The organism is Paenibacillus sp. LPE1-1-1.1, from assembly GCF_040676435.1.
Lineage (GTDB): Bacteria > Bacillota > Bacilli > Paenibacillales > Paenibacillaceae > Pristimantibacillus.
The window spans coordinates 333,025-352,236 of sequence record NZ_JBEGHY010000045.1; the positions used below are offsets into that span (position 1 = coordinate 333,025).

Annotated in this window: 10 protein-coding genes; 8 read left to right on the forward strand and 2 right to left on the reverse strand. The window is 49.0% G+C overall.

Annotated features, from left to right (window positions below; translation table 11 throughout):
* Positions 1-45: 45 nt before the first annotated feature.
* The 8 genes from MRBLPE1_RS30380 (at position 46) to MRBLPE1_RS30415 (ending at position 16,430) form a co-directional block, all read left to right on the forward strand.
* Positions 46-2,238 (forward strand): ABC transporter ATP-binding protein, encoded by a 2,193-nt coding sequence (locus tag MRBLPE1_RS30380; RefSeq protein ID WP_364153410.1) that lies wholly within the window; start codon positions 46-48, stop codon positions 2,236-2,238.
* On the forward strand, positions 2,238-2,735 hold the full coding sequence (locus tag MRBLPE1_RS30385; protein WP_364153414.1) for a DUF1854 domain-containing protein: 498 nt from the start codon (positions 2,238-2,240) through the stop codon (positions 2,733-2,735). Before MRBLPE1_RS30380 ends, MRBLPE1_RS30385 begins: the two co-directional genes overlap by 1 nt.
* Before the next feature lie 40 nt (positions 2,736-2,775).
* On the forward strand, positions 2,776-4,302 hold the full coding sequence (locus MRBLPE1_RS30390) for a glycoside hydrolase family 43 protein (RefSeq protein WP_364153417.1): 1,527 nt from the start codon (positions 2,776-2,778) through the stop codon (positions 4,300-4,302).
* 73 nt (positions 4,303-4,375) lie between these two features.
* Positions 4,376-5,371, forward strand: a complete 996-nt coding sequence (locus MRBLPE1_RS30395; RefSeq protein WP_364153419.1) for a glycoside hydrolase family 43 protein — start codon at positions 4,376-4,378, stop codon at positions 5,369-5,371.
* Positions 5,372-7,201: a family 43 glycosylhydrolase gene (locus MRBLPE1_RS30400; protein WP_364153422.1), complete on the forward strand. Its 1,830-nt coding sequence runs from the start codon at positions 5,372-5,374 to the stop codon at positions 7,199-7,201.
* 176 nt (positions 7,202-7,377) lie between these two features.
* Positions 7,378-8,394 carry an endo-1,4-beta-xylanase gene (locus tag MRBLPE1_RS30405; protein ID WP_364153425.1) on the forward strand — a complete coding sequence of 339 codons (1,017 nt, stop codon included), beginning with the start codon at positions 7,378-7,380 and terminating at the stop codon, positions 8,392-8,394.
* Between the two features lie 72 nt (positions 8,395-8,466).
* The gene (locus MRBLPE1_RS30410) at positions 8,467-9,993 is read left to right on the forward strand and encodes a glycoside hydrolase 43 family protein (protein WP_364153427.1); all 1,527 of its coding nucleotides are present in this window, start codon (positions 8,467-8,469) and stop codon (positions 9,991-9,993) included.
* Between the two features lie 248 nt (positions 9,994-10,241).
* A complete protein-coding gene (locus MRBLPE1_RS30415) occupies positions 10,242-16,430 on the forward strand; it encodes a family 43 glycosylhydrolase (RefSeq protein WP_364153429.1) in 6,189 nt (2,062 codons plus the stop codon).
* A 116-nt stretch (positions 16,431-16,546) separates the two neighbouring features.
* On the opposite strand, the gene MRBLPE1_RS30420 is transcribed toward MRBLPE1_RS30415, so the two are convergent.
* Positions 16,547-17,608 carry an NAD(P)-dependent alcohol dehydrogenase gene (locus tag MRBLPE1_RS30420; RefSeq protein ID WP_364153431.1) on the reverse strand — a complete coding sequence of 354 codons (1,062 nt, stop codon included), beginning with the start codon at positions 17,606-17,608 and terminating at the stop codon, positions 16,547-16,549.
* A gap of 52 nt (positions 17,609-17,660) precedes the next feature.
* Positions 17,661-18,455: a Nif3-like dinuclear metal center hexameric protein gene (locus tag MRBLPE1_RS30425; protein WP_364153433.1), complete on the reverse strand. Its 795-nt coding sequence runs from the start codon at positions 18,453-18,455 to the stop codon at positions 17,661-17,663.
* Between the last annotated feature and the right edge of the window lie 757 nt (positions 18,456-19,212).

Consider the following 19,212-nt stretch of genomic DNA (forward strand, 5'->3'; position numbering starts at 1 on the left):
CGGATCGTTGCTTAGTTGTAGATTAAGAATGGGAGAATGATGTCCATGTCCAAGCAGGATATGCTTCCGGAGCATCTTCGGAAGCAGTTGACAGGCAATCTGTTGTTTAGTTTCAAGACAGACCTGCTGCCTGACGGCCGGTTCGGTGAGCAATGGATCGCCGTTACCAGCCGCGACATCATGATTATGCAGATGGAAGGTCCGACAGTCATGCAGCTATCGGCTGCGGAGCTTAAGGATGCGAGAGCCGTTGGCGCAGTAGGAGGCGGCACACTGGTAGCCGACATGCAAAGCGGACCGGTAGTCATTGCCCGCTATACCGCTGAGCTGACATCGGTAGCCGGCTTTGCAGCAAAGCTCTTGAGCGCGATTGCAAAGGGAGAGGAGCTTCCGGCCGTTTCGCAGCGCGATTTACCGCGTTATTGCCCGACCTGCGCCAATCCGCTCGGCGAAGGCACGCAGGTTTGCCAGCTTTGCTTGAACAATGGCAAGCTGGCCTCCCGGATGCTGGGATACGCAAAGCCCTATAAGCTTCAAATGGCAGCGGCCGGCTGTTTGCTTATTCTGACCACCTTGGTCGAGCTGCTGCCGCCGTTTCTGACGAAAATCATCATCGACGATGTGCTGCAGCCCAAAAATATGGGCTCAGCCTTGTTTACTGTTGTTTCAGGCCTCGGTCTTACCATGCTGCTTCTTACTGTTATGCAGACGGTGCGCGGGTATATCGGCATATGGGTCGGCTCCAAGCTAATGGGTGATGTTCGCAAGGATGTTTATGCGTCGCTCATGAGGCTTTCGCTGGCTTTCTTCGACCGCAGGCAGACCTCTCAATTTATAGGCCGCGTTAATAATGATGCAGAGTCGAAGCGTCAATTCATGACGGACGGCGTCATTTTCGTCTGCGGAGAATCGCTTCGTGTCGTCATCATTTTTATCATCATGATGAGCCTGGATTGGAGGCTGTCACTGTTCGCGCTGCTGCCTGTTCCGTTTATGGTTGCGGCGTCCGTCACCATCTGGCCAAAAATCGGACGCCGCCTATACCAGCAGTGGCGATCGATCTTTCGCTTGAATATGCTGGTCGGCGATTCACTGCAGGGTATTCGGGTGGTGAAGGCATTTGGCCGTGAACGCGAGGAGTTGTCCCGCTATACCGAGGCGAACGCGGAAGTCGTGAAGAACAATGTCAAGACAGAAGGACTTTGGCAGTTTATATTTCCTGCCTTTAACCTTATTGCGGGAATAGGCACGCTTCTGATCTGGTATTACGGAGGAAGCAAGGTGTTGAACGACGAGCTGCAGCTAGGGGTGCTTATGGCGCTTGTCGCTTATCTTGGCATGTTATTCGGGCCTTTGCAGTGGGTCAGCCAGATGATTAACTGGGCCAGCAATGCGATGGCTGCCGCGCATCGGGTGTTTGAAATTATCGATACGCCGTCCGAAGTGCCCGATGTCCACAAGCCGGTGCGGCTCGGTACCATCAAGGGCGATGTCGTCTTCGAACAGGTCACTTATGGCTATGAGAAGCATCATCCAGTGCTTCGGAATATCAGCCTAAGTGTGAAAGCAGGCGAGATGATCGGCCTTGTCGGACATTCGGGAGCGGGAAAGTCGACGTTTATCAATTTGATATGCCGGTTTTATGACGCGGATGAAGGTTCCATCCTCATTGACGGTGTTTCAATCCGCGATATCAGCCAATCCGATTTAAGAAAGCAGATCGGTGTTGTCCTTCAGGAAACGTTTCTCTTTGACGGCTCGATAGCGGAGAACATCGCGTATTCCAAGTCCGACGCGACACCTGAAGAAATTATGCGGGCAGCCAAGATTGCCAATGCGCATGATTTTATCGTCAGATTGCCGGACGGCTATGATACCCGGGTAGGCGAGCGTGGGCACAAGCTGTCCGGCGGGGAGCGGCAGCGGGTAGCCATCGGCCGCGCTATCATCCATGACCCCCGTATTCTTATTTTGGATGAGGCGACCGCTTCAGTCGACACCGAAACCGAGCGGCAGATTCAGGAGGCGATTTCCCGGCTAGTTCAGGGCCGTACGACCATTGCCATCGCCCATCGCTTATCCACGCTCCGCAACGCAGATCGTCTCGTCGTGCTGGAACGGGGTAAAATCGTCGAAGTCGGCTCTCACGAACAACTTCTTGAGAAAGAAAAGGGCGTCTACCGCAAGCTTGTTGACGCCCAGAAAGAGATGTCCAAAATAAAGGGGGTTGAGTGCTGATGGCGGATAGCTTTGCTATTCGGGTATTGTCAGAGGACGAAGCGAGCTTCAGCCGAGGCAAAGGCGGCGTGCTCCAGGGTGTCATTGACGGCAAGCCATATGATGAGCTTGTCGTCTACCGTACGTTCCCGTTTCAATACGACTCGCAGTATATCTCAATCCGTAATGCGAGCGGCGTTGAGCTCGGAATCATCCGCGATATCGCGGAGCTTAATGAAGAAAGTGCCGCCGAGCTTACGAAGGAGCTTCAGTTCCGCTACTTCCTTCCGAGAGTAACGCGGGTGGAAAGCGTGAAATTCAAATCCGATCTGTGGCTGTGGGAGCTGCAGACACATCTTGGCCCCGCCCGAATGGCGATGCGAAATCTGCATGAGCATCTTCAGTATCCCGGCGGAGGCCGGATTATTCTGACCGATCTGAGCGGCAAACGCTGTGAAATTCCTGATTGGCACGCGCTTGACGCGCATAGCCGAAGATTGCTTGAAGAAGTGCTGTAAATGAAATCAAACTTATATCTACAAAGGAGTGTCTTACGAAATGACTTACCAAAATCCCGTTATTAGCGGCTTCCATCCCGACCCGAGCGTCTGCAGAGAAGGTGAGGACTACTACCTGGTGACCAGCTCTTTCGAGTATTTTCCGGGAGTACCGCTCTATCACAGCAAAGATCTTGTGCATTGGCAGCAGATAGGACATTGCTTGACCAGGCCAGAGCAATTGGATTTGCGTCAAGCGGGCAGTTCTGGCGGAATATTCGCGCCTACAATTCGTGTTCATAACGGTACATTCTACATGGTCACCACAAATGTCTCGAGCGGGGGCAACTTTTATGTGTATACGAATGATCCGCGCGGGGAGTGGTCCGATCCGATTTATTTAGATCATCCTGGGATTGATCCTGATCTCATCTTCGACGAGGATGGGACGGTTTATATTACTTCATCCGCGAGTAATGATATAACGGGCCCGGGTATATACCAGAGCCGAATCGACTTGAAGACCGGGAAAAAAGTTTCGGAATGCGCGTTCCTATGGACGGGGACCGGCGGGCAATATCCGGAGGCTCCGCATATCTACCGGATCGGCGATTGGTATTACCTCCTCATATCCGAAGGAGGCACGGAATACGGCCATATGGTAACGGTGGCAAGGAGCAAAGGGCCGGCCGGACCGTTTGAGAGCTGTCCGAACAATCCGATTCTGTCTCATCGGAGCCTCTTCAAGCCGATTCATGCGACGGGACATGCAGACTTCGTCCAGACGCCGGATGGCGGCTGGTGGGCCGTATTCCTTGGCATACGTCCTGTCGGGTATCCGAATCGTCATCATCTCGGCAGAGAAACGTTCCTTGCACCCGTCACCTGGACGGAAGACGGATGGCCGATGATCGGCGAGAACGGCACCATAGGAGAGACGATGCCTTCCGCTGGGTTAACTCTGCAGCCTGTGACCGAAGAGCATATGGTGAGAGACGACTTCAACGCTTCCGCTCTTGCTCCGCAATGGAATTTTCTGCGTTCGCCGAACCCGGATAATTGGACGTTGACGGAGAATGACAGCTGCCTGACGCTGTACGGCTCCCCGGCTACCTTAAATGCTATTGACGCGCCTGCGTTTATCGGGCGGAGACAGCAGCACTTTGCATGCCGCGTATCCGCATATTTGACGTTTGCGCCGCAGCGAAACGGCGAAGAAGCGGGAATAACCGTATACATGAATGAGCGGTTTCATTACGAGATTGCAGTGACAAGAATTGCCGGCGAGCGCAAGATCATTTTCCGGAGAAGGGTCGGCAGTTTATGGAAGGTGGAGCATGAGGCGCCATGGTCGGCTGATAAGGTTGTGCTGACCGTCAAATCGGACAAGGAGCATTATGCCTTCGGTTTCTCAAGCAGCAGCCATGAGGAGCCTTTCTGGTTTGGCCAAGGGGAGTGTGCTTTGCTGGCCACGGAAGTAGCCGGAGGGTTTACGGGCGTGTTCTTCGCCATGTATGCGACGGGCAACGGCACTCGATCCGAGTCGCCGGCTCATTTTGACTGGTTCCATTATGAAGCCGTCGAGTGAGTAAGGATTAAGGTGCCTTTACCGTAGTATAAGTACGCGAGATCATTCGGGTTATAAAAAAAGGAGAATTCGCATGAATCAAATCCCAAAACCAAATCAACCGCTTGTCACTCATATTTTCACGGCCGATCCTTCTGCGCATGTCTTCGAGGGGAAAATTTATATTTATCCGTCGCATGACCTTGACCACGATGGACCTGATAATGACAATGGGGACCATTACGCAATGGAAGATTATCATGTGCTTTCCGTGGACAATCTCGAATCTCCCGTCGTTGATCATGGCGAGGTTCTTCATTTAAGAGATATACCGTGGGCCTCCAAGCAGCTTTGGGCGCCGGATGCCGCTTATAAGAACGACACCTATTACTTGTTTTTTCCCGCACGGGATTATGATGGGGTTTTTCGGATCGGTGTGGCGACAAGCCCGTCGCCAGCCGGCCCTTTTATCCCGCAGCCATCGTACATTGCAGGCAGCTTCAGCATCGACCCGGCCGTACTGATTGACGAAGATAAGCAGGCCTATATCTACTTTGGCGGTCTTTGGGGCGGCCAACTGGAAAAATGGCAGACCGGCAGCTTCGAGCCGGAAGCTGCGGGGCCGGATGCGAATGCTCCTGCTCTTGGTCCGCAGGTCGCGATATTGAGTGAGGACATGCTGTCTTTTCAAGGAGCTCCGCAGGAAATTTCGATCATCGATGAGGACGGCAGCCCGATTCCGGCCGGCGACGAGGATCGGCGCTTCTTTGAAGGACCGTGGGTGCACAAACATAACGGATGGTACTATTTGTCCTACTCGACCGGTACTACGCATAAGCTCGTCTACGCCGTCAGCCGGAATCCGCTGGGCCCGTATACCTTTAAAGGAACGATCCTTTCACCGGTAATCGGCTGGACAACCCATCATTCCATCGTCCAGTTTGAAAACAAGTGGTACCTGTTTTATCACGACTGTTCCCTCTCTGGGGGCGTCAACCATAAGCGGTGTGTCAAATATACAGAACTGCATTATAACGATGACGGGACGATTCAGACGATCGATCCTTATATTAAAGGAGAAGTAGAATAAATGGAAAACGCGGAACCCATAAGTTTTGAAAGAAATCATGTCTATTTATTATGCTATACAAGAACGCCTATGGAAGATGATGTCTATAGTCCCAAATTGGCCTATAGCATGCATTTGGCGTATAGCCATGACGGAAATTCTTACACAGGGTTGAATCATAATTCAGGCGTTTTATTCGCAAAGGCAACCGCCAATGACAACGGGACCCTGAACGCCAAAAGTTTGAAAAATCCATACCTCTTTCATATGGCGGACGGTACCTTCGGCGTCATCGCAGAACGTATCGAGCATGATGGTGGGGACGACCCGGAGAGTGTAGGCTGTATCCTGCTGTTTACCTCCTCCGATTTCATCCATTATAAAGAAATCGGTTTGATTCATTTGAAGAGCGATTCCTATGTAAGCGATGCGATTTGCGAATATAATCCCCGGACAAACCATTACGAAATTAGCTGGCGCGATGAATCCGGCCATTATTACAAAAATTCCATGTCGGATATTACCGCACTGGATTGCGCATCTCAACCGGAAACGGCAAGTGCATTCGAATTTAAGACAGCTGAGACTGCTATTGAGGGGGCTGTGGAGCGAAACGCGATTCATGTGCCTAATCAAATCGGAAACAAGGTCATAACGAAATTATCAGTTCTTGCAAATACAGAAATCCGAGTACCAGATACAGTAGAGGCTTCCTCGGCAAGCGACTTGGAACTTGTAAGGGCTGCGGCTTTCTATAACGATGGTTCGTCAGCAACGAAAAAAGTAGATTGGGATACTAGTCACTTAGATTGGGATATTGCCGGTCTGTACGAGGTTAAAGGAACGGTACGACAAGATTCTTATTCCTTTCCAACGGCTGTCAATCGGGCTGACCCCTGTGTTATTGAATGGAATGGTACATTCCTTTTTATCGCGACTAATGACGATACATCAATGAAGCAAGGTTTTTATGTCAGGGAATCAGCGACTATTGCAGGTATAGCAAGCGCCGGCGAGAGCTTGATTTTGGATGACGATATATATCCGTTAATTAAACATTTTTTTTGGGCCCCGGAGTTCCATATTATCGGGAATGATCTTTATATTTTCTTCGCGGTAAGCAGTGGAGAATTCGGCAGCATTCATTCCCATGTGATGAAATTAAAGTCCGGTGGAAATCCAGTCCATGCAGATGATTGGGAAATGCCGATTAGAATGCAGAACAAAGATGGCGATTATATGTACGAATCCGGCATCACACTGGATATGACCTATTTTGAAGCAGATGGCAAGCACTTCGTCATATGGGCTCAGCGACAGCTTTCTCCGGTGGATCTTGGCTCTTGGCTGTACATTGCGAATGTTGATCCAGAGCAGCCTTGGAGGCTGGTTAACGATCCCGTTCTACTCTCCAAGCCGGAATATGGCTGGGCAAATAATCACACTTTTGTGGATGAAGGACCTTTTGCCATGATTACAAAAGAGAATATATTTGTTACCTTCTCCAGTGCGCTCGTTAATGCTACCTACTGCGTAGGTATGATAACGGCACCTAGAGGTGCGGACCTTCTGGATACAGACAGCTGGACGAAAAGTAATTATCCATTGCTCACATCGAGGTCGGTTACCGGTGAATACGGACCTGGTCATAATGCTTATATATCTGACGATGACGGTAACCTGCTGAATGTTTACCATGCAAGAGGCGGTTTAACGGAGCCAAGAAGTACTGGCATCCGCAGAGTGCATTTTGATATCGATGGATGCCCGGTCTTGGATCTGACGGAGGATGCGGACCTGAACAGAGATCTGAGGTACGTAACGACGAAAGTCAACTTGACGAAAAAATAATTGGTTGAAATTTTGGACGAACGATCCTTATCCAGGAACCTATTATTTGCCGGGTTAATGAACAAATAATAGACAGGTTGTTGCTAACGAATGCAAGCGCTACACTTTTGGTAAACAATTGCCTATGGCTTGTTTGAGCTTGAAGCATTACATAGGTAAGAGGAGGCGAACAAAGAGTGGTCAATTCTCATACGGATGCTTCCACAAAGCTGCATGAAGCGTTCAGTCAGCAGTTTTTAATCGGGGCGGCAGTAAATCCAAAAACGCTGATCACGCAGCGTGACCTGTTGACGGAACATTTCAATAGTATAACGGCGGAGAACGAAATGAAGTTCGAGAGCCTGCATCCTGCTGAAGACCGATATACCTTCGAGAATGCGGATCGATTGATTGCATTTGCCAAAGCGTATGGCATGGCGGTTAGAGGCCATACCCTGGTATGGCACAATCAAACGCCTAATTGGATGTTTGAGGATCACACCGGCGGCGCAGTTAACCGCGAAACGCTGCTTGCGCGGATGAAATCCCACATCGAAACGGTGGTTGCGCGTTATAAGGGATGCATCTATGCATGGGATGTCGTGAATGAGGCGGTTTCCGACAGCGGCGGGGAGCTGCTGCGTTCGTCCAAGTGGCTGGACATCGCCGGAGAGGATTTTATAGCCAAAGCGTTCGAATATGCGCATGCGGCGGATCCGGAGGCCATGTTGTTTTATAACGATTATAACGAGTCCATTCCCGAAAAGAGAGAAAAAATCTATGCCTTGGTAAAGTCGTTGAAGGAGAAGGATGTGCCGATCCACGGGATCGGACTCCAGGCGCACTGGAACTTGGAGCATCCGTCTATTGACGATATACGCCAAGCGATCGAAAGATATGCAAGCCTCGGCGTGAAGCTGCATATTACGGAGTTGGACGTATCCGTATTCCAGCATGACGACCGCCGAACCGATCTGCTCGCGCCGACCAAAGAGATGCTCGTGAGGCAAGCGGAACGTTACAAGCAATTTTTCCAACTGTTTAAGGAGTACAGCGAATGTATCACGTCCGTAACATTCTGGGGAGCGGCCGATGATTATACTTGGTTGGATAACTTTCCGGTGAAAGGCCGAAAAAACTGGCCATTCGTCTTTAATATGGCGCATAAGCCCAAGCCATCCTATTGGGACATTTTGGACGCAGCACGTTATTGACCGCGTCCGGGCAAGCGTAAAACGTAAGCTAAGGCAACTAGTATTATAAATTGTTAATAAGGAGTGATAGGGATGAGCCATGCGGTAATAACCAATCCGGTTATCTGGTCTGATGTTCCGGACGTAGATGTCATAAGAGTAGGGGATTTTTATTATATGGTCAGCACGAGCATGCATACGATGCCCGGATGCCCGATCATGAAGTCGGAGAACCTGATGAATTGGGAGATCGTGAATTATGTGTACGATACATTCGAGGATAACGATGCTCACAACTTGTTGGATGGGAAAGGCATTTATGGACAAGGGTCTTGGGCCGCAAGCTTGCGTTATCATAACGGGTTGTTCTATGTGTGCTTTTCAAGCAATGATATGAACCGTTTTTATATATACCGGACGAATGATATCGAGAACGGTCCATGGGAACGCTCCACATTTGAAGGGCTCTTTCACGATCCGGGCTTATTGTTTGACGAAGGCCGCGTCTACGTGATCTATGGTAACGGAGATATCTACATTACGGAGCTAACGGACGATGCGACGGCTGTAAAGCCGGGCGGAGTCAATCGGCTGTTGTTTGAAACGGAACGGGACGGCATTGGACTGCGATGCGAAGGATGCCACGCGTATAAGATAGACGGCCGCTATTATCTGTTCTTCATCGAGTGGCCAAAGACCGGAAACCAGCGTCGCAGACAAATTTGTTATCGCTCGGAAGCGCTTCTTGGCCCTTATGAAAGCAAATTGATTTTAGATGACGACATGGGCTATCAGAACAAAGGTGTTGCGCAAGGCGGCATCGTTGAAACGCCGGGAGGCAAGTGGTATGCCGTGCTGTTTCAAGATCACGATGCCGTCGGCAGAATTCCCTGCGTGCTGCCTGTTTCTTGGGTAGATGAATGGCCTATCATCGGGGTGGAGGGGAAGGCGCCAAAGGAATTTGAAATCCCATTGCCCGCCACGTCTCCTAAACCGCTGGTGATTAGCGACGAGTTTGAATACACAGCAAACAAGCTGGCTCTGAACTGGCAGTGGAATCATAACCCGGACAACCGACTTTGGTCGGTGACAGAGCGGCCAAGTTTTCTGCGATTGGAAACGGGCAATTTGACCGACAGCGTAGTACACGCGCGCAATACATTAACGCAGCGGACGGAAGGACCCGCCTGCAGCGGGATGACGTTGATGGACATTTCCCATATGAAGCCGGGCGATCATGCCGGCTTGGTCGCTCTACAGAATCACTTCGGCACCGTTGGCGTTAAAGTTGCGGAGAACGGCGACAGGCTCGTTGCGATGTGTATTAATCGTGGCGATGGCAGTGAAGATGAGGTCGAGAATATTCGATACGAGGCTAGTCAGATTTCTTTAAAGATTGATTTTAATTTTGCGAATAGCATTGATACAGCAAATTTCTATTACGCTGCGGATGGAGTCAAATGGATTCAAATCGGCCGCCCGTTAGAGATGAAATATACGTTAGATCATTTTATGGGATATCGGATCGGGTTGTTTAATTATGCAACCAAGCAAATAGGCGGGTATGCCGAGTTTGATTATTTCCGTTATGCCAGGGTAATGAAACAAAGGTACGAATAAATGAGGATCGGTTAATGTTTATTGTACATCAGTGCCCAACTATTGCGGCACTGATGTTTTTTTACACACAATTTGTATCCGCTTACAGTCTAGTTGGTTTTAGAGGAAACCTAAGTCGAAATTTCGTATCAAATGAAACTTTTCAAACAAGAAATTACATGGTTTATACGTATTAACTACTATAAAATGAGCTCAGAAATAGATTTTTTATGGAATTATTTACAATTAAGAGGAGGAGTTACAAATCAATGTTTAAAAAGTCGTTTGCATTTTTATTAGCGCTTACATTATTTCTGAACCTTGTACCTAGCACATCTGTATATGCGCAGCAAGGCGAGAGCATGTTCGAGAACCCCTTTATATGGTCGGATGTACCTGACCTCGATGTCATTAGGGTGGGTGACGCGTACTATATGTCGAGCACGACCATGCACATGAATCCCGGCGTGCCGATCATGAAATCATATGATCTCGTGAATTGGGAAATCGTCAATTATGTTTACGATATCCTTGCAGACAATGACGAACAAGCGCTCAGGAACGGGAAAAACAATTATGGCCAAGGCTCGTGGGCCAGCAGCCTTCGGTATCATAACGGGAAATTTTATGTGGCGTTTCCTTCCTATGATACCGGCAAAACTTATATTTACCAAACGGAAGATATAGAAAAAGGCCCATGGACTCATTCAACGTTTGATGGTGTTTACCATGACATGTCATTGCTGTTCGATGATGACGGACGTGTGTATATGGTTTATGGCGGCGGCGATATTAAAGCCATTGAGCTCACCTCGGATGCAACGGCGATCAAACCGGGCGGGCTTGATCAAATCATCATTCCTAATGCAAGCCTGGTTGCAGGACCTAACGTTGGCCTGAATGCTGAAGGCACACATATTCAAAAAATTAACGGCAGCTATTATGTATTCAACATCACATGGCCGAAGGACGGTATGCGTACTCAAATCGTACATCGCGCGGACGCTATAGACGGCACATACACAGGACAAGTTGCCTTGAGGGATGCGGGTATCGCGCAGGGTGGAATTGTGGATACGGTTGATGGGAAATGGTACGGAATGTTATTTGGAGACCGCGGATCCGTTGGACGTATCCCCTACCTAATTCCCGTTACATGGGAAGACGGGTGGCCGATATTCGGGGTTGACGGCAAGGTTCCGCAAAGTATGCCTATTCCTGTTAATGGCGTGACATCGAAGAACCTCGTTGTCGATTCCGATGAATTTTATCAGAGAACAGAGAGAGTAGGAGCTTCACATTCGGTATTCGGGGAAACAGCGAATAACGTTTCTAATCCATCATTTTCTGAAATACAAACCGCGGCAGCTCCAGCAGCACAATCATTCGCTGCGGTAAGCGAAGGAAATGAACTTCTTGTAAACGGCGGATTTGAAGCCGGCCAAGAGCCTTGGACGGGCCATGAAAATGCAACGGTTACAGCATCAACATACGATGCTTATAGCGGCTCTAGCAGTATGCTTGTCAGCAATAGACAGGCGACTGGTGCAGGCCCGCAGCATGTGATTACTGGAAAAGTGAAAGCCGGCGGGGTATATGAATTTTCCGCCAGAGTGAAATATGACGGTAACAGCGCGCTGCCTGCAACCAAGCAATTTAACTTTGCTATCCAAGATGGCGATTGGACGACGATTAAAGTGCTTGGTTCGGCAACGGTAAACAAAGGGGAATGGGGTACCATTCAAGGAACCTATACCATTCCGGAAGATGCAGTGCTTAATGAACCGCTTATTTTTATTGAGACGGTTTGGACACCGCAACAAGATCCGACGTTAGATTTAATGGATTTCTATGTCGATGATGTATCGCTTAGAGACGTGACGCCGGATTCAAACCTGCTTGTAAACGGCGGATTCGAGAATGGCCGGGAGCCTTGGACGGGACATGAGAATGCAGCGGTTGCGGTAACGGCGGACGAAGCGTACAGCGGCTCAAGCAGCTTGTTCATCAGCAACCGACAATCTACAGGCGGGGGGCCGCAGCAATCGATTGCCGGAAAAGTGAAAGCCGGCGGAGTGTATAAGTTTTCCGCCAAAGTGAAATATGACGGAGACGGCGCGCTTCCTGCGGCCAAGCAATTTAACTTCGATATCCAGGATGGCGACTGGACGACAATCAAGGTTCTTGGATCGGTTACGGTAAACAAAGGGGAATGGGGTACCATTGAAGGAACGTATACGATTCCGGATGATGCCGAGCTTCATGCTCCGATTATTTTTATGGAGACCGTTTGGACACCGCAACAAGATCCGACGTTAGATTTAATGAATTTCTATGTCGATGATGTTTCACTTGAAGATGTTACGCCGGCCGGCGGGCTGGACAAAGCGAATATCGGCGAATACGATTACAATGGTTCTAATCTTGCATTAGTGTGGCAGTGGAACCATAACCCGGACAACAGGAATTGGTCGCTTACGGAGCGCCCGGGTTATTTAAGGCTAACGACCGGCAGAAAGAGCACTAATCTTCTTGATGCCAGAAATACGCTTACCCAAAGAACATTTGAACCCGAAAGCTCTGGGAGCATTGCAGTGGATGTAAGCCAAATGAAAAATGGCGATTATGCCGGACTTGCTGCATTGCAAAAAGAATATGGCTATGTCGGCGTTAAAATGTCCGGAACTTCGAAATCCATTGTTATGGTAGACGGCAGCTCCGGAACGGCAGTGGAAGCGGCTAGCATTCCAGTCACTGAGGAAAAGGTATATTTTAAAATTGAAATGGATTATAAAAATCAGACCGATAAGGCGTATTTCTATTACAGCCTTAATGGAGCTGACTGGACAGCGATAGGAAACACGCTGCAAATGCATTATACACTGCCGCATTTTATGGGCTATCGTTTTGCATTGTTCAATTATGCAACTAAAACGACAGGCGGATCCGTCGATTTTGATTATTTCAGGGTCGACGATAAGATGACGGGATCAAATGCGTCTGCAACCATCTTAAATGCGGAATTAGGGGATGTTACCGATGTTATCGGTGTCCAAAACATGGAGCTGGAAGTGCCTGTGAAAATGGATGCGCTGCCGTCAGGACAATACGCATCGCTTTCGGCTTCCTTTCACATTCCGAAGTATCTATCTGTAACTGGAGTGGAATTCAAATCTGAAAATATCGTGGGGGACCCTTCATTTACTTATGCCGATAATCGGCTGCAGGTAAAGGTTTCTGGAGAAAATGTGAATTTCACACATCAAGCTTCCGATTTGTTTGCGACAATTAAGCTGAAGGTTGAAGGCTTCGTTCCGACGGATCAAACGGCTGCCATCCAGACCGATTACATTCAGGTCGAGGGCGGGAATATTGGCTACAATGTCCATGAAGCAGTGGCAAACGTAGGATTAAAGAAGCTGGATACAGGCGCCATTGCCAAAATCCCAGGGTATTCCAATCCGCTTATGGACCATAAATTAGGGGCGGACCCCTATGCCTTGGCTTATAACGGAAGGGTTTATATTTATATGTCAAGCGATGATTACGAATATGACAGCAACGGAAACGTGAAAGACAATACGTTCAGCAATCTGAATCGAGTTTTCGTCATTTCTTCTGATGATATGGTCAACTGGACAGATCACGGTGCCATTCCGGTGGCGGGACCTTCTGGTATTGCCAAATGGGCAACGTTCTCTTGGGCACCGGCAGCCGCACATAAGCAAATAGACGGCAAGGATAAATTCTTCCTTTATTTTGCAAATGGTGCAGGAGGTATTGGGGTACTCACAGCGGATAGTCCGATCGGTCCGTGGACAGATCCGCTAGGAAAAGCACTGATTACGGGCAATACTCCTGGCGTTCCTGGCGTTGTATGGCTTTTTGACCCGGCCGTATTGGTTGACGATGATGGTAAAGGTTATCTGTATTTCGGCGGAGGAATTCCTGGCGGTAACAATCCGACGCAAGCGCAAGTTGCAAATCCTAGAACGGGCAGAGTCATGGCATTAGGCGATGATATGGTCTCTACTGTTGGGGAAGCGGCTTTAATCGATGCTCCTTTCTTGTTTGAAGACTCGGGTATTCACAAGTATAACGGTAAATATTATTACTCATATTGTTCGAATTTCGCCGGTACGCATCCGGAAGGGACACCTCCTCCAGGTGAAATTGCTTACATGGTGAGCGATAACCCGATGGGACCTTTCACTTATGTCTCGCCTATTCTGAAAAATCCTTATGAATTCTTTGGCGTAGGCGGCAATAACCATCATGCGATTTTTGAATTTAAAAACGAGTGGTATGCGGTATACCATGCCCAAACCGTCAGCAAAGCGCTTCTAGGTGACGGAAAGGGATACCGTTCTCCTCATATTAATAAGGTTGAGTTCTACGAAAATGGATTAATCAAGGATATCAAAGGTGATATGGAAGGTATTTCGCAGATTGCGGAACTTGATCCATATAAGAGAACCGAGTCTGAAACGATTGCTTGGAATGCCGGCATTCTGACCGAGAAATCAGGCGCGCCTGGCAGTCTGGTAGAAAGCGTTAATCTTCATGTCACGGACATTGATAATGGAGACTGGTTTGCCGTAGCAAACGCTGACTTCGGAGAAAAGGGAGCGGCATCATTCGAAGCCAATATTGCGGCTGCAGCAGGAGGCACAATCGAAATTCGCCTGGATAGTCCGATTGGCGAAGTGATTGGCACTCTTGACATCGCTCCTGCAGGCGGAGAGCAAGTATGGCAGCTGCTGAAAACAAACGTAGATCATGTCAAAGGGATTCACAATGTCTTCTTTATGTTTAAAGGAGCGGGTGCTCGTAACTTATTTAATATGGATTATTGGAAGTTCACAGCTGTTGATCCGGGACCAAATGTAACTCCTGTACAATCCGTTAGTATCACAAGTGAGGCGACAGGGGTTAAGGTGGGGGAAACATTAACGGCAGGCTCGACGATTAATCCATCCCATGCAACAAGCCCGATTTATCAGTGGACATCTAGCGGAAAGATAAGCATCGTTGGCGACAGCAACAAAGCTGCGGTTGTCATCAAGGGAGTTTCTGCCGGAACCGGCACGCTTACATTAACGGTCACTGCCGGCGGTTCGGAAAAGAAAGCCGAAATGGAATTCACGGTTACCTCTGCGAATAACGGCGGCGACGGTCCACCGGCTGCTCCGCCTGTTACCGGCAATACAGTCGTCGATATTCTTATCAACGGCAAAGCCGAAAGTGCGGGTACGGCTGTGAAATCCGAAAGGAATGGCCAATCGGTGACCACGATTGCAATTGACCAGAGCAAGTTGGGTCAATGGCTTGCAGCGGATGGAGAACAAGCAAGTATCACCATTCCGGATAATAGCGAGTCCGATATCGTAGCCCTGCAGTTGAATGCGCAAATGGTCAAAGAGATGGAAGCGAAGAAAGCGGTACTGGAAATACAAACGAATCGGGCAACGTATACCGTTCCTGCACAGCAAATCGATAGCAGCGCAATTTCTAAGCAGTTCGGCGCATCGGTCGCTTTGAAGGACATGACGATCCAGATCGAAATCGCCGTACCGGATGCGGCAATGGCAGAACTAGTTGAGAATAAGGAAATCAATGGAGAATTTACATTGGTTGCGCCGCCAATTAACTTCACGGTTACAGCCCGATACGGTGACAAGATCATCGAAATTTCGAAGTTCAACGCTTATGTAGAGCGAATGATTGCGATTCCGGACGGCGTCGATCCAAACAAGCTTACAACAGTCGTTGTGGTCGAACAGGATGGAACGGTACGCCATGTGCCGACAAAAATCGTCACAATTGATGGCAAGCTTTATGCTAAGGTGAACAGTTTAACGAACAGCACATACGCTGTTATCTATCATCCGGTAGAGTTCTCGGATGTCGCTCAGCATTGGGCGAAGGATGCTGTAAACGATTTGGGTTCGCGGATGGTCATCACCGGTATCGGGAATGACCGGTTTAATCCGAGCGCAGATATTACGCGTGCCGAGTTCGCGGCAATTGTCGTACGGGGATTAGGCTTGAAGCAGGAGAACGGTACAACGCCATTCTCGGATGTGAAAGCTAAGGATTGGTACAGCAGCGCCATAGTGACGGCACAGTCATACCAGCTGATCAATGGCTTCGAAGATGGCACCTTCCGTCCGCAAGACAAGATTACGAGAGAACAGGCTATGGTTATCATTGCCAAAGCAATGACGATCACCGGCCTGAATGCAAATCTTGAGAACCAAACAGCTGATGTTGTATTGCGCCTTTACAAAGATGCTGCAGATGCGTCAAGCTGGGCGAAGAATGCAATCGCTGACAGCATTCAAGCAGAAATCGTCTCAGGAAGAAGCGCAGCAGTGCTTGCTCCGAAAGCTTATATTACAAGAGCCGAAGTTGCTAAGATTGTACAACAGTTATTGCAAAAATCTGACTTAACTTAAAACAGAAGAGCAGTATCAATTCTATGAGCATATAAAATCAAGCAGAGTCACATGGTGACTCTGCTTGATTTGTTGTGCCCGGAATGGAGAAAGGTAGCAGCCAGCGAGCTCCTATATTACTCTGCAGGAAGATTGGGATAAATCATAACTTTAATGCTGGTATCTTTCCGTGTACGCGCCGTCTCTACCGCTTCTTTGATATCCGTCAGTCCGTACCGGTGCGTGATGATGGACTCGATGTCTACGGAAGAATGCTGCAAGGCCTGGATAGCTGCCGGATAAGTGTTTGCATACCGGAATACGCCATAGGCGTTGATTTCGCCATCGATTAGGCTGGCCATATCCATGGGCACCTCGTCGGAAGCCGGGAGCCCGACAAATACAATCCGTCCGCCACGCTTGACCAGCTTCACCGTATCAGCCATCGCTCTGGCATTGCCCGACGATTCTACGACGAGCGTGATGCCGGCACCTCCGGTCAACTCATCCAGTCTCTCGGCTACCTGATCCGTGGATGGATCGAATACCGCCTTGAAGCCCATCTCAAGCGCAAGCTCCCGCCTATAAGCTACCGTATCCGTTCCATAGATTTCGGTTATACCGAACAGCTTCGCCGCCTGTCCGGCTAGCAGGCCGATCGGACCCAGTCCCGTTATCAGTAGGCGATCGAAAGGTTTGGCTTCACCGCGCTGCATCGCATGGAATCCGACCGATAGCGGCTCGAGCAGCGCCCCTGCCTCAAAGCTCATCGAATCTGGCAGCTTGAACAGGTAGTCGCTCGGCATAACGATATATTCCGCCCAAGCCCCGTTCACGGGTGGAGTCGCTAGAAAGATAACATCGGGGCACAGATTGTAGCGACCGGATTTGCAATACTCGCAGCGCCCGCATGTCACGCCAGGCTCCACGGCGACCCGGTCGCCCGGTGCTAAATGCGTGACCGCTTTACCGACCTCCACGATCTCGCCGGCCACCTCGTGGCCAAGCACAATCGGCTCCTTCACGACATACCGTCCGATTTGGCCATGCTCGTAGTAATGAATATCGGAACCGCACACGCCGATGCAGTGAACTTTAACCAATGCTTCGTTATCCCCCGGAATGGGGATGTTCACCTGCTTAACCGCTATAGATAAAGGTTTGTCCATAATTGCCGCATTCATCATGCCTGACTTCATTTGCTTTCGCTCCTTTGGATTATAAAATTTTCACGAGTGTCCCGGTTCGGACTCAAACCACCTGAAATACGGGATGAACCGGTATAAAGTGTACCGGAAGACCAGGATACGATTCCTGCAGCCGTTCTGCCAAATAACGCATGCCGGACTCTTCGCTCTCGGCATGTCCCAGTACAAGCAGCGATTTCGGCAAGCCCTGATACGTAGAGTCCCCCACATATTCGGGTGTTTCCCATTCAGGTCCCTCGCCCGCGATAATCAAGTCGAGCTTCTTCTCGCGGAATAGTGGAATGGCGTTGACGCCTCCCCCTCTGTAGCCCACTAGAATTCCGATGCGGCTGCATGTCATGTGCCGATCGCCAGCGATCCGTACATAAGGGATAGAAAGCTGTGTTTTGGCGTATTCCGCAATTTCTATGGCACGCATTTCAGGTATACGAAGCACTGCTGCCGCAGGCATCATTTCCTCCACGCAAGATTCCCACTTCAGGTTATGAAGCAAACCGGCCATGATGGTATCGGGCTCCATCCTATGGCAATAATCATGATGACGATAGATAGCGAGGCCGGATTGCTGAATAAGTTTTTCCTTGTTTTGAAATATCGGATCTTCGTTCAAGAGCCCGTTCGACATCCGATGGCTGTAGTAGGCGCTCTCATGGGAGATAAGTAAATTCACGCCCAAGGACAAAGCCTGTTCGATGACCTGCTGGGATGCCATATGCGTCGTCGCAATCCCAAGTACTTCGGTTCCGGGATTGCCCGGCTCCAAACCATCGACCGTGTTCTCAATCGGTTGGACGGAAGAGCGCAGTCGATCGATTACATTTTGAATCGTAATCCTCATGGTTACTATTCCTTTCTACGAGAGTTAATCCGTCCTCCTACACTTCGATGCCTAGAGGCGTACTCCTTGTTTTCTTAGCGTCGATATTAAATAATGGCAATCAGTTTCAAATTGTACATTGACTTGATTCGAAATTGTCGGTACAATCCACGAATTGCGGAATGGAATCAGAAGATCGGTTAGGTATAAAGTAAATCAGCCATCAAAGACCAGAACGAATATGGGGGAGAGGGTTATGTTGCGTCAATACGTACTTTTACCGTAAAAGAGGAATCGCCGACGAGCAGGGACGAAAGATTTATTAGAGACCTGTATCGCGATAAGGGTTAATAATTCGATAGATCCAACCTAAAGAAACGGCAGAAATGCCGTTTTTTTGTCGTTTAGTACCGTATAAGCGCTAGCTGAAAGTAAACCGAACATGACAAAATTGTAACTATTCCCCTCCTGCTTATCATCTGAATCGAACGACAGTGCTTTATGGTTTCCATACAATAAGGATGCTGGAACTGCCCGTTCATTCTGACTTGGTTAACCCAAATTTAATGAAAGCAAGGAGAGGATTTTAGTTGAATAAAATGCCGGAGATATACTTGGCTTCAGTTCGCTGCTATGGCTGCTGCCTGACCGGAAAACGGGTGTCTTCGCTCTTCTTACCGTTATTTATTTATTATCGCCGTATTGTGAGGTCGGCGTTGTAGCGATTAAGCCACCGAAGGGCCGTTTATAAAAAAATAGGAAGTAGGGACCTCTTGTC